At 69.0% G+C, this 12,403-nt stretch carries 14 protein-coding genes and 1 pseudogene; 11 read left to right on the top strand and 4 right to left on the bottom strand.

All coding sequences use genetic code 11. From position 1 onward, the window contains the following. Positions 1 to 925: 925 nt before the first annotated feature. Positions 926 to 1,558: a hypothetical protein gene (locus ABZ576_RS10310; protein ID WP_360738327.1), complete on the top strand. Its 633-nt coding sequence runs from the start codon at positions 926 to 928 to the stop codon at positions 1,556 to 1,558. Positions 1,559 to 2,086: 528 nt separating this feature from the next. Next, entirely contained in the window at positions 2,087 to 2,539 is a 453-nt protein-coding gene (locus ABZ576_RS10305) for a hypothetical protein (protein ID WP_360738325.1), read from the top strand. Between the two features lie 353 nt (positions 2,540 to 2,892). On the opposite strand, the gene ABZ576_RS10300 is transcribed toward ABZ576_RS10305, so the two are convergent. From ABZ576_RS10300 to ABZ576_RS10290, 3 genes are read right to left on the bottom strand one after another with little or no spacing between them, the layout of a single operon-like run. Further along, positions 2,893 to 3,270, bottom strand: coding sequence for a hypothetical protein (locus ABZ576_RS10300; RefSeq protein WP_360738427.1), 378 nt, complete (start codon positions 3,268 to 3,270; stop codon positions 2,893 to 2,895). Beyond that, positions 3,270 to 3,698 (bottom strand): ATP-binding protein, encoded by a 429-nt coding sequence (locus ABZ576_RS10295; protein ID WP_360738323.1) that lies wholly within the window; start codon positions 3,696 to 3,698, stop codon positions 3,270 to 3,272. Before ABZ576_RS10295 ends, ABZ576_RS10300 begins: the two co-directional genes overlap by 1 nt. Before the next feature lie 46 nt (positions 3,699 to 3,744). After that, positions 3,745 to 4,152 (bottom strand): NUDIX hydrolase, encoded by a 408-nt coding sequence (locus ABZ576_RS10290; RefSeq protein ID WP_360738425.1) that lies wholly within the window; start codon positions 4,150 to 4,152, stop codon positions 3,745 to 3,747. 109 nt (positions 4,153 to 4,261) lie between these two features. On the opposite strand from ABZ576_RS10290, the gene ABZ576_RS10285 reads away from it, so the two are divergent. From ABZ576_RS10285 to panD, 9 genes and pseudogenes are all read left to right on the top strand, one after another. Continuing rightward, positions 4,262 to 5,050 carry a GntR family transcriptional regulator gene (locus ABZ576_RS10285; protein WP_028421051.1) on the top strand — a complete coding sequence of 263 codons (789 nt, stop codon included), beginning with the start codon at positions 4,262 to 4,264 and terminating at the stop codon, positions 5,048 to 5,050. 167 nt (positions 5,051 to 5,217) lie between these two features. Further along, on the top strand, positions 5,218 to 5,574 hold the full coding sequence (locus ABZ576_RS10280) for a hypothetical protein (protein WP_360738320.1): 357 nt from the start codon (positions 5,218 to 5,220) through the stop codon (positions 5,572 to 5,574). Then, entirely contained in the window at positions 5,574 to 6,950 is a 1,377-nt protein-coding gene (locus ABZ576_RS10275) for an FtsK/SpoIIIE domain-containing protein (protein ID WP_360738318.1), read from the top strand. Before ABZ576_RS10280 ends, ABZ576_RS10275 begins: the two co-directional genes overlap by 1 nt. 34 nt (positions 6,951 to 6,984) lie before the next feature. Next, a complete protein-coding gene (locus ABZ576_RS10270; RefSeq protein ID WP_360738316.1) occupies positions 6,985 to 7,608 on the top strand; it encodes a DUF2637 domain-containing protein in 624 nt (207 codons plus the stop codon). Between the two features lie 11 nt (positions 7,609 to 7,619). Further along, positions 7,620 to 7,811, top strand: coding sequence for a mobile element transfer protein (locus ABZ576_RS10265; RefSeq protein WP_086698316.1), 192 nt, complete (start codon positions 7,620 to 7,622; stop codon positions 7,809 to 7,811). Positions 7,812 to 7,827: 16 nt separating this feature from the next. Then, complete coding sequence (locus ABZ576_RS10260; RefSeq protein ID WP_360738313.1) at positions 7,828 to 8,022, top strand: hypothetical protein; 195 nt, start codon at positions 7,828 to 7,830, stop codon at positions 8,020 to 8,022. A 25-nt stretch (positions 8,023 to 8,047) separates the two neighbouring features. Then, on the top strand, positions 8,048 to 8,293 hold the full coding sequence (locus ABZ576_RS10255; RefSeq protein WP_360738311.1) for a SpdD protein: 246 nt from the start codon (positions 8,048 to 8,050) through the stop codon (positions 8,291 to 8,293). A 158-nt stretch (positions 8,294 to 8,451) separates the two neighbouring features. After that, positions 8,452 to 9,544 (top strand): annotated as a pseudogene (locus ABZ576_RS10250) (replication initiator); the annotation flags it as partial. A gap of 274 nt (positions 9,545 to 9,818) precedes the next feature. Beyond that, positions 9,819 to 10,238, top strand: a complete 420-nt coding sequence (panD, locus tag ABZ576_RS10245; RefSeq protein WP_360738308.1) for an aspartate 1-decarboxylase — start codon at positions 9,819 to 9,821, stop codon at positions 10,236 to 10,238. A gap of 656 nt (positions 10,239 to 10,894) precedes the next feature. Here panD and gndA read toward each other — a convergent pair. Beyond that, a complete protein-coding gene (gene gndA / locus ABZ576_RS10240) occupies positions 10,895 to 12,334 on the bottom strand; it encodes an NADP-dependent phosphogluconate dehydrogenase (protein ID WP_360738305.1) in 1,440 nt (479 codons plus the stop codon). Positions 12,335 to 12,403 lie beyond the last annotated feature (69 nt).

Genomic DNA, 12,403 nt, shown 5'->3' with positions numbered 1-12,403 from the left:
GGCTGTACTCGCGCCAGGTGCGCAGGTGGTCATTGCTGTGGGGCTGACATTCGCCAAAACATGCCCAGCACAATCCGCATCTGTAGCTGCTCGAGACGTAGTAAGCCAGCCCCGCCGGGCCAGGAGTGTGTTGATCGTTCCGTGTGGGCCTGGTGCCTCGCAGGGCCCTCACGACCAGTTGGCCTTCTGAGGTATGCCAGTTGCCGTTGTCGGGGTCGCGGTATAGACCGGCTCCGTTCATGAGCCGTGTGCAGGGGAGGGCGAAGCCGGCAGGGGCTTCTATGGGGCAGCTCTATGCGGATCGGTCAGTGGCGGTCATACCAGCTGCCCTACGGCCGTTCGTGGTCGCGACTAGGCAGGGAGGGTTACTGGGGTTGCGGTACCTCGCTGCTGTACCGCCCCACGCTCGGAGAGCACTGCTCTACGGCACTCCACGGTGCTGTAGCGGAACCTGCGGGGCGGGCGCAGCGGAACTTAGACAAGTTCGCGGCGCGTGGGTCGCGAGTCAAGCTCTCTGTGGGAGCTGGCCAGTTCGCCGCCGCCCCGCAACTCGGCACAGTAACGTGTCATCGTTACTTGTCATCTAACCAGGTGTCCTACGAGACATGATCCAGGCATCATATGGCATCCGCTGAAACGGCAAGTCGATGTCGCCCAAGATGTCTTCTCAACCGGGCGACAGGCATCAAGTTCGTGCCATGCTTCCAGCATGACGACCCCTCCTCGCGGTCTCAACTCACCTCAGACGCCAAGGGAAGCGCCTCTGGGGCAACCTGAGACCATCAAGCTCATCCTTGATCGTTCTCAACGTCCGACCCGTACAGTGCCGATCCGTCGAGCCTTCCTCCAGAGGGGGATGAACAAGGGCGGCACAAAGTCACCCGGTGCTCTGGCCTATCTAGTACGCCGCTCCGCTAAGCGACCCTTGGACCTGTATCTGTTGCTCAGTGCTGTGACTAGTGGCGGAGACTTCTCCGTCACCGAGTGGTCCACGACGTGGGCCCGATCGGTGGGCATCTTCGATGAGACAGCAGGTACCACCGCCGTGTCTCGCGCGTGGAAAGTCCTCAAGGAACTGCACCTCATCTCACGAGCTCGCGGTGAGGGCGGCAAGTCAACCATCACGAAACTGCACGAAGACGGCTCTGGGCGGCCGTACACGTCGCCGGGTGAAAATCTAGGAGACCCCTACTTCCAGCTACCGTACGAGTACTGGGAAAAGGGTTGGCACAACACGCTATCCCTTCCAGGGAAGGCCATTCTCCTGATCGCTTTGACCCAAAGGAAGCTCGAGTTCACCCTCCCCCAGGAGCGGATGCCCGAGTGGTACGGCATCTCGGCCGACACTGCCGGCAAGGGCATCAACGAGTTGCGGAAGCACGGCATCCTCGTTCACCTCGACGACGAGTGGTTCGACACCCTCAAGACTCGATCAGGCCGGGGCTCGCGTCCCGTGTACGGCTTGTTGCCACCCTTCACTCCTCGCGGTCTCGGAGATCCGACGCCCGACGAGCAGGCCGACACTGAGGTTCCTTCGGGCACGGTCCCGAAGGAATGAAGACCGCACCGCTCCGCATGTGGTTGGCGCCCGGGCGGAGCGGTGCGGCATCACCAGCACACATCACTGGATTTTTCGGAGTACCCGTTGAACAAGCACTCCCTTGGACTCCCCTCTACGGGACGTCCTGCTCCACACTCTACGACCCGGTGGCGCCGCCGCATCCGTCGCTACCTGCGCATCGTTCTCATGAACGCCCTTAAGGGCGCCGCGTACACGCTCGGCGGCGCAGTCGTCAGCTGGCTGATTTGGCGGATGCAGGCAGGGTGACCTCTCACCGCGAGAGCCGACTGCCGTGAGGCCGCCAGTGCTCAATGAGGACAACCGCATGGGATCTTGAAAACCATCGTGGCAGCGATGTCACCATGGGTGCAAATACCACACCCGCCGCGTTGAGAGCAGTAAAAACGGCCCCTGACCAGCAGTCTTGGTCGGGGGCCGGTTGCGGTCGTACTGTTCCGTGCGTGTCCCTGGATCCCTGCGGTTTGCCGGTACGACGGACACGTAGCGCGCACGGTTGGAGGGGCGATGTCGGCGGCGACGGACTGGTTGAGTGCCACTGGCGGCATCGTCGGTGCAATCGGTGGCCCGGCTGGCCTTTGGGCAGCGTGGAGCCAGCAGCGTGAGAACCGGCGTGCGCGTAGGGCTGGGCCCGAAGAGCTCATTTCGCTGATCGGCAAAGTCCGTGACGTCGCCCTGAGCACCACCGTCGGCTACAGGGATGAGGCTTGGTTCGCTCAGGCTGGCGGTGATGCGGTGGCCGACCGAATCAAGGAGCTGGCCCATCTAGTCCGTGACGATCTTCTCCGATTCGAACTGGAGGGTGTGGCCTCCTACTACCGCGACATGCGGCGGTCTCTGACCTATCCGTATCAGACGGATGAGGAGCGAATCAGTGCCGTCTCGCGGCAAGCGCAGGAGGCCGAGAGGCTTGAGGCCAAAGCAAGTGAGCTGTTGAAGAAGCTTCGAAAGCGACGGTAACTCTGCCAACAGGTCGGTGGAGCGGCTTTAGGCTGGAGCTGCTTTGGCGCGAGTGATCATGGCCCCGTAAGCTTCCGGCGCGTCGGGCAGGTAGTGGACCTGCCCGGTAAAGCACGACGTTGGGGCCATGATCTGCGAGGCTCGCGCCAAAGTGGCTGCCTAAAGCCGTGGAGCCGACCGCCCCAGCCACGACGTGCCCCTTCTCTGGCGTCAGGTGGCTGATTGCTGTGCGCGCGGCACGGGCGCCGGCCGGGCTGGAGCGGGGCGGAGACAGGAGCGCAGGCCCGGCCGGGGGCCGGGCCGCGCGCGGGGAGCGGAGCGAGCCGCCTTGAACCCGTAGAGAAAGTTGTAACTCAGTCTGTCTGGCGGGGCTTGAAGTCGTGTGCACACGCCGGAAGTTCAGTCGCCTGACGGTGCGCGAGTGGGAGGAAGAGCACCGGTCGAATCGTCCACGTGATGCGGGTATCAGCGTGGGTCACGGACACCGTGCACGGTTCGGGGCGCAGCAAGGCTCGTCGGGTCTCGATGCGGCCCTCGTACAGCCACTCCCACGCCTCGTCGGAGGCGTCCGCGTCCAGTGCCGGTGAGATCGTGCGGAGTGCGACCGACACCCAACGGTCGGCCTGGGGTGCCGAGTAAGCATCGAAGGACCCCAGCAGTGCCGGCCCCCGCTGTTCAGTCAGGTCCTCGGTCCAGCACTCGCACCAGTAGCCCCGCTGCGGTGGCCTCATCAGCACGGGTGGCCTCCCCGCCGGGCGTCCGCGTACAGCTCCGCGGTGACCGTGTGGCCCTGGTCGCTGTCGTGCACGACGACCCGGTGAGCGATGACGCTGACCATGCCCAGGCCCCGGCCGTGCTCGGCGTCCTGGTCCTGGGGCTCGACGTTCGGGGCCGTCCCCGTGCCGCCGTCGTCCGTGACCGAGACCGCCACCACCTGAGCGGAGACCGCGACGGCCAGGTGGAAGCTGCCGTGCTCCCGGCCGCTCGCCGTGTGAAGGATCGCGTTCGCGCTCAGCTCGCTCACGATCAGTTCGGCGTCCTCCGCTAAGGGGAAGTCGCGCAGGATGTCACGGGTCCATCGACGGGCCCGGCTCACCTCTTCGGGGAATTTTGGGCAACTCAGCCCCCAGACCCGGGCTTTACTCGTATACTCGTGCATACAAGTTCCTTTACGCTGGTAGGCCGCCATGTGCAGCGGGTTCGGGCTAGACGAGTTTCACGCCGTCGTGGGCGCGGATGGCCGGCGGGGTCGTCGCGTCGAGTGCGTCCAGGACGCGGATCGCGTAGGCCTCGTCGGCAAGCTCGGTGACCTCTTCGCGGGTGGCCCAGCGCAGTGCGCGGGTCTCGTCACCGGTGGTGGGCACGCCGTCGGCGGCTTCACAGCGGAAGACCAGCGAGACGATCAGGCCCGTCATGTTCTTGTAGACGCCGGTCAGGGTCGCCGGAAGAGCGATCTTGATGCCGGTCTCTTCGAGGACTTCGCGCTGGAGGGCTTCCGGGATGGTCTCCTCGCGTTCGAGGACGCCGCCCGGCGGTTCCCAGTGGCCGTTGTCCCGGCGCTGGATCAGGAGGGCCCGGCCTTGGTCGTCCACGACGACCCCGGCGACGCTCACGGAGTGCGGGCGTTCAGTGCTCACGTTCCTCGGCCCTCTCGGCTGGCTAGGCTCTCCACCGTAGCAACAACACTCGCCCACTCGTCTAGATACCTAAAGGAGTACTCACGTGAGCCCTCTTCCTTCGGGCCTCCTCGGTGATCTCGACCCCACGAGCGATCGTGCGGTCTTCCGGCAGATCGCCGACCAGCTGCGCGAGGCCATCGACCGTGGGCGATTCCGCGAGGGTGAGAAGCTGCCCTCCGAAGCCGACCTTGTCGACCACTTCGGGGTGTCCCGGATGACGGTCCGCAACGCCTTCTCCATCCTCCAAGGGGAAGGCCTGGTGCACGCCGAGCACGGCAGGGGAGTCTTCGTGCGACCACGACCGCCCGTGCGGCGGCTCGCCTCGGACCGCTTCGCCCGGCGACACAGGGAGCAGGGCAAGTCCGCGTTCATCGTGGAGGCCGACGCGGCCGGCAGTCATCCCCAGGTGGACAGCCTGGAGGTCAAGGAGGAAAAGGCCAGCCAGGACGTCTCCGCCCGGCTGGGCTCGGTGCGGCGCGTGCTGGCTCGTCGGCGCCGGTACCTGCTCGACGGGCGGCCGGTGGAGTTCGCCACCTCCTACCTCCCGCTCGACATCGCCCGCGGGACCCCGATCGCGGAACCCAACCCCGGCCCCGGCGGCATCTACGCCCGCTTGGAAGAGCTGGGTCACCGCCTCGACCACTTCGAGGAAGAGATCCGCGCCCGGATGCCCTCGCCCGCAGAGGTGAAGACGCTCCGGCTGGCCGCCGGCGTGCCGGTCATCCATCTCATCCGGACGGCCTTCGACACCGAGGGGCGGGCCGTCGAAGTCTGCGACACGGTGATGGCGGCGGACGCGTACGTCCTCTCGTACCAGCTTCCTGCGACCTGATCGTCATGATTTGCGGTGGTGCGCGGGGACGCTTCTCCGAACTCGTACACCCCAACACGCTTACTCGTATAGACGAGTGGGCAAGTTGTGCGGCAAGGTGAGTGCGCGATCCCGATCAAGGGACTCACAGAACCCATCTTGTATAGATGAGTAGATAGGAATGTGCCTTGCGCACCATCCGCGTGGAGACCTCCGGAGCGACGATCCTCCTCACCGAGGCCCCCGAGCTGAAGGTCCGCGACCGGCAGACCGGCGAGATCGCCAAGGACGCCAACAGCGGTGAGGCGCTGATGACCATCGGCGTCGTCTACATCGAGGACGGCGAGTCGTCGCTGATCAGGGTCACCGTTCCGGAAGGCGGCATCTCCGAGGGGCTGACCCTCGGGGCCCCGGTCTCGCTGCCGGGCCTCGTCGCCCGGCCGTGGGAGTCCGTCTTCAACGGTCAGCAGCGCCACGGCATCGCCTACCGGGCCGCCGCAGTGACCCCGGCCGCCTTCCCGGCCGTCTCCGGGGCCGCGGCCTGATGTCCGACCTGACGACGCTTCTCGAAGTGGGTGGTCCTGTCGCCGCGCTCGGCGGCGGGGCCGCCTACGCCCGGGCCAAGCACCCGGCGGCGTACTGGTCCACGGTCGGCCTGCCGGTGTCCACCATCCGGCTGCTCAGCTCGTACGGCTCGGTCATGGAGGCATGCGGCCTGACGGTGGCACCCTCCCGGCTGCGGGTGCTCGCCGTGAAGGCCATGACACAGCGCGAGGTACGGCCCGTACCGCCGCGCCGTGGCCTCATCCGGCCCACCACGACCGGGCTGCGGATACGCCTCCGCCTGGCGCCAGGCCAGGAACCCGCCGACGTCGCCGCCTCCGCCGAACGGCTGCGGCACGCCTGGGGCGTTCACGCCGTGTACGTCACGACCGTCAAGCCGGGGGTCGTCGAGCTGCGGCTTGTCGGCTATGACGTCTTACGGAGAGTGCGAATGCCACGCAAGGTCGCGGGCGGCTTCCTCAAGGTGCCGGTCGCCCTGCGCGAGGACGCCATGCCGTTCGTACGCGACTACCGCACCATTCCCCACCAGCTCACCCTGGGCGCCACGCTGTCCGGCAAGTCCATGTACCTGCGCCACCTCATCGCCGGGCTCGCCCCTCAGCCGGTCGCCCTCGTCGGGATCGACTGCAAGCGGGGCGTCGAACTGGCCCCCTTCGCACCCCGGCTCTCCGCATTCGTCACCGACCCGCAACAGGCGGCCGAACTGCTGCCCGTACTGGTCAAGGAAATGGAGGACCGATACGACCTGATCAAGGTCCGGCAGGGCATCGCCCCCGGCACCCCGGACGAGGAAATCACCTCCGACATCTGGGGCCTGCCCGAGCACGAACGTCCGGTGCCGGTAGTGCTGTTCGTAGACGAGGTGGCCGAACTCTTCATGGTCGCCACGAGGGAGGACGAGGAACGGCGCGACGAGATGGTCACGCAGCTCATCCGCCTCGCCCAGCTCGGCCGCGCGGCCGGCATGTACCTGGAGGTGTGCGGGCAACGCTTCGGCGCTGAACTCGGCAAGGGCGCCACCATGCTCCGCGCCCAGCTCACCGGCCGCGTCTGCCATCGGGTCAACGACGAATCCTCGGCCAAGATGGCGCTCGGCGACATCGCCCCCGAAGCGGTCGTGGCCGCCTGTTCCATCGCCCCGGAACGGCCCGGCCTGGCCGTGGCCGGTGACACCTCCGGCGGCTGGTCCCGCATCCGCACGCCGTACCTCTCCCTGGGCGATGCCGCCAAGACCTGCCGCAGGGCGGCGAACCTCGTGCCCGACCTCACCGCGCTGAGGCCCTTCCGGCCAGACGTGCCCGTGCGTCCGGTCGAGAGCGCGACCCCGGTCGTCCTGCCTCACCCGGTAGCCGACTGACCTTCCCCCGCCCGACTCCGGAAGGAGCCGCATCATGCGCGCCCACCTGGCCCGCGTCGACGCGGTGCTCGTCCAAGCGCTCATCGCCGCCGCGCTGTCCTTCGCCCACCTGCACGACGTCGCCGTGGCGGCCGGACAAGACGGATGGAAGGCCTGGGCCTACCTCGTCTCCGTCGACCTGCTGCTCGTGGCCGCCTGGCGTCGACTGCGCTCGGGTCATGGCAAAGCGGCGGCCTGGTGCTGGTTCGTCATCGCCCTCGCCGCCTCCCTCGGTGCCAACGTCGCCACCGCCGGCCTCCTCGACCTCGGCCACGTCCCGGCCTGGTTGCGCATCCTCGTCGCGGGCTGGCCTGCGGTCGCCTTCCTCGGCGGAACCCTCCTCGCTCACGGCACGCCCAAGGCGGACCCCGAACCGGAGGTCATCGAGGACCAGGAGGACGAGCCCGAAACCGCGCCCGAACCACCCGCACAACGCGTCACCGAGGGGCCACCGCAGCACTCGCCCGTACCCGTCGTCCCCTCCGCCCTGGTCGCCCACGCCCGCAAGGTCGCCGCCGAGCACCACGCCCGTACCGGCGCCCCGATCGACACTCTGACCCTCCGCGCCCGCCTCGGCGTCCCGGTTCCGATGGCCGAGGCCATCGCCGCCCACCTCTGAGAGGAGACCGCGTGTCCGCCAACCGCAGCTTCCGCAACGTCACCCGCATCGGCCCCGTCCAGGTCGGCACCTCCTACGACGGCCGGGGCCGCGAGAAGCACACCGCCGCCTGCACCGCCCCGCGCTGCGGCTTCTCCGCCGACTACGACAGCCGCGCCGCCGCCGAACTGGCCGCCCGCACCCACCGCTGCCCCGTCCGCTGAAAGGACCCGGACAACCGTGACCGTCAGCCTGCCGCTCGTCGTCGTCCTCGGCTTCTTCGCCTGGGGAGCGATCAAGTTCCTCGGCGTCCGCACCTGGATCGTCGTCCTGATCGCCCTGTTCGGCTTCTGGCTCTCGCACACCTTCCTCGCCCCCTCCATCGAGTCCGGCACGCGCTCCGGCGTGAGCGTCGTAAACGGCTCACATGACTAGACGAGTAGATAAAAGGAGGTCAACCGTGTTCCTGCCCAAGTACCCGGACAACCCCACCCCGCCGTCCGCCCACACCCACATCCCGACCGGCCCGGCACCGGTCCGACGCGGCCTGCCGTCGCTCCCCATCGATCAGAAGACGGTCGTGGCGGTGCTCGTCGGTGGAGTCGTCCTCACCGCGCTTCTGGCGGCCGTCGCTATCACGGCGATTTCCGTGGGCGTCGCCGCCGTCGTCCTGCGCACCCTGGTCCGCGACCAGCACCGGCGCTGACCGGCCGGCCTGACCCTGGGCGGCCACGACACGGCCAAGCATCCGGCCGCCCCGGGCCCCTCCCTCCTGACCGATCCAGCCAGAAGGAGACCGCCATCTTCACCCGCACCACCCCGCCCCCGCTCCCGGAACTCGCAAGGCTGGCCGAACACGGCACCCTGCCCGGTATCCTCCGGCAGCTCTCCGGGCTCGGCGGCTGCACCCACCCGATCCGCCTCGACGGCCACCGCACCGAGTACGGCGTCGACACCACCACCGGTGAGATCGGCCGCGTCCTCCACCACCTCGACTCGGCCACTCTCCCGGCCGGCCAACTCCTCGTGCGCTGCAAGAACCGCCGCACCACCCGCTGCCCGGCCTGCGCCGAGGTCTACCGCCGCGACACCTTCCATCTGATCACCGCCGGACTGCGTGGTGGCAAGGGCACCCCGGAACACGTCGCCGCCCATCCCCGCGTCTTCGCCACGTTCACCGCCCCCGGCTTCGGCCCGGTGCACAACCGCACGCACCGACGGCCGCCCCTGCCGCTGTGGCACCCACCACGACCAGGACGACGACACCCTTGGCACCCCGCTGAACCCGGACACCTACGACTACGAAACGGCCGTCCTCTGGAACGCCCACGCCGGACAGCTCTGGCGGCGCTTCTCGACCTACCTCCGCCGCGAGGTCGCCAAGCGCGCGGGCCTGTCACAGCGCCGGTTCCGCGACCACGCCCGCGTCTCCTTCGCCAAGGTCGCCGAGTACCAGAAGCGCGGAGCCGTCCACTTCCACGCCGTGATCCGCCTCGACGGCGCCAGCGGCGGAGACACCCCGCCCCCGCCCTGGGCAACGGCCGAACTCCTCACCGACGCCATCCGCGTCGCCGCTGCCAAGGTCCGCGTCGACGGCCCGGTCATCGACGACCGCGCCCACACCTTCACCTTCGGCCGCCAGCTCGACGTCCGAACCATCCGCTCCGCCGACTTCAACGACGGCCAGGAGCTGACCGAGCGGGCCGTAGCGGCGTACATCGCCAAGTACGCCACCAAGGGAGCCGAGACCGCGACCGGCGCTCTTGACCGCCCACTCAAGTTCGCCGCCGAACTCGCCCAACTCGACATCAGCGACCACGCCCGCCGCCTCATCCGAACAGCCTGGACCCTCGGCGCACGCAAAGACCTGGAACACCTCCGCCTGCGCGCCTGGGCCCACATGCTCGGCTTCCGCGGCCACTTCTCCACCAAGTCCCGCCGCTACTCCACCACCCTCGTGGTGGTGGGCAGACGTCGTCCGTGTGCAGAGAGGTTTCCCGCATATCTGATAGCTCGCCAGATAAGTCAGCATCCGGTCAGCATGAGTCCCCGCGCGTTCTGGGGCGATCGTCCCCAACAGATGCCTGAGCGAACGGAAAGCCCAGGTGGGAAGCCGTCTCCCTGACCGGAGCGATGTTGCTCACAAACATCTCACGGGGATGTCGGTGTAAGGTCGAGACCGCCCTTGACCTGCACGAAGCAGGCAGGGAGCCGTCTTCCAGGAGTTCAACATGCTACGCACCATGTTCAAGTCCAAGATCCACCGCGCCACCGTCACCCAGGCCGACCTGCACTACGTGGGATCGGTGACCATCGACGCCGATCTCCTCGACGCCGCCGACCTGCTGCCCGGCGAGCTGGTGCACATCGTCGACATCACCAACGGTGCCCGGCTGGAGACGTACGTCATCGAGGGCGAGCGCGGGTCCGGGGTCATCGGGATCAACGGGGCGGCGGCCCATCTCGTCCACCCCGGCGACCTGGTGATCATCATCAGCTACGCCCAGGTCACCGACGCCGAGGCGCGTCAGCTGCGGCCCCGGGTCGTGCACGTCGACGCGGCTAACCGGATCGTGTCCCTTGGCGCCGACCCGTCCGAGCCGGTGCCCGGCTCGGACCAGCAGCGCAGCCCGCAGGCCGTGGGGGCCTGACCGACGGCCGCTGCCGCCGGCCGCTGGCACCGGTCACTGTCGGTCAGCCGCTGCCACCGGTCACTGTCGGTCAGCCGCTGCCACCGGTCACTGTCCTTCGGCCCCTGCGCCGGCCACTCCCCTGGACCCGTCGGGTGCTGCCCTCGGGTGAGTCGGGTGAGTGGCCGCGCGGTGATCGGGTAGGCGGGGGAGTAGTCCAGAGGCGACGTCCCGTGACTGCCCGGAGGACACCATGACGAACCCGTACCCCGATCCGGTCCCGCCCGGCCCGGCGCCGGGCCCCGGCCCCACCCCGCCGGACCCCTATCCCACCCCGGTCCCGCCACCGGAACCGGCCCCGCAGCCCACCCCGCCCGCGCCGGGCCCGGACCCGACCCCGCCGCCGGCGCCCCCGGCTCCGGGCCCGCCGGAACCGTCACCGTCCCCGATCCCCCCGGGGCCGGAACCCGTACCGAACCCCGAGCCTGGCCCACCCCTCACCTGACCCCACCGGCCGGCACCGGCGTTCCCCCCGGCACGGTCTGCGCCCTCGACCCCGGGGGCGCAGACAAGGCGCCCCGCGCCCGAAACCCGGGGAGCGCACCAAGGCGCCCCCGCCGCCGAGCCCGAAATCGCCCCCGCCCGCCCCCGGGAGCGTGCCCTTCAGGAGGAGCGGCTCAGGCCGGCACCTCCGACCGGTCGCCGCCCCACAGGGTGTGGAACGCGCCGTCCCGGTCCACCCGGCGGTACGTGTGGGCGCCGAAGAAGTCCCGCTGCCCCTGCGTCAGGGCCGCCGGCAGCCGCTCCGCCCGCAGCGCGTCGTAGTACGCCAGCGCCGCCGCGAACCCGGGCGTCGGCACGCCCTGCCGCGTCGCGGCGATCAGCACCTCGCGCCAGTCGTCCTGTGCCGCGGCGATCTCCCGGGCGAACGTCTCGTCCGACAGCAGGCTCGGCAGGTCCGCGCGAGCGTCGTACGCGGCGCGGATGCGGTCGAGGAAGGCCGCGCGGATGATGCAGCCGCCGCGCCAGATGGAGGCGACCCGGCCGAGGTCGATGTCCCAGTCGTACTCCGCGCTGCCCGCCGCGATCTCGTGGAAGCCCTGCGTGTACGACACGATCTTGGACGCGTACAGCGCCTGCTCCACCCGGTCCGCGAAGGCCGCCGCCTCCGCCTCGCCCAGGGCCGTCGCCGTCGGCCCGGCCAGCCCGCGCGAGGCCTCGCGGAGCGCCGCGTGACCGGACAGCGAACGGGCGAAGACCGCCTCGGCGATGCCGGACACCGGGACGCCGAGGTCCAGGGCGATCTGCACCGTCCAGCGGCCGGTGCCCTTCTGCTCGGCCTGGTCCACCACCACGTCCACGAACGGCTTGCCCGTGGCCTCGTCCACGTGGGACAGCACCTCGGCGGTGATCTCGATCAGGTAGGAGTCCAGCCGGCCGGTGTTCCAGGTGCGGAAGATGTCCGCGATCTGTGCCGGGGAGTACCCGGCGACATCGCGCAGCAACTGGTACGCCTCGCCGATCAGCTGCATGTCGGCGTACTCGATGCCGTTGTGCACCATCTTCACGAAGTGCCCGGCACCGTCGGGACCCACGTGCGTCACGCACGGCGCGCCGTCGGCGGCCTTCGCGGAGATCTTCTCCAGCATCGGCCCCAGCGACTCGTACGACTCCTTCGAACCGCCCGGCATGATGCTCGGCCCGTGCAGCGCGCCCTCCTCCCCGCCGGAGATGCCCGTGCCGACGAAGTGGATGCCCCGCTCGCGCAGTTCCCGCTCCCGGCGCCGGGTGTCGGCGAAGTGCGCGTTGCCACCGTCGATGATCATGTCACCGGGCTCCAGCAGCGGCGCGAACTCCTGGATCACCGCGTCCGTCGGCTCACCCGCCTTCACCATGATCACCAGGCGGCGCGGGCGTTCCAGCGCCGCCACGAACTCCTCGGCGGTCTCGGCCGCGACGAAGTCCCCCTCGTGCCCGAACTCCTCCACCAGCGCCTTCGTCCGAGAGACCGTACGGTTGTGCACGGCGACCGTGTAGCCGTTGCGGGCGAAGTTCCGGGCGAGGTTGCGGCCCATGACCGCGAGGCCCGTGACACCGATCTGCGCTGAAGTGCTCATACCGCTCGCTCCCTGCTTGCCTCGTGACTACGGCTCCGTCAGTACGGGTCCTCGCCCATCCTGACGTGC

The organism is Streptomyces sp. NPDC013455 (assembly GCF_040632975.1).
GTDB lineage: Bacteria > Actinomycetota > Actinomycetes > Streptomycetales > Streptomycetaceae > Streptomyces.
This window is presented reverse-complemented; position numbering and strand designations above follow the sequence as displayed.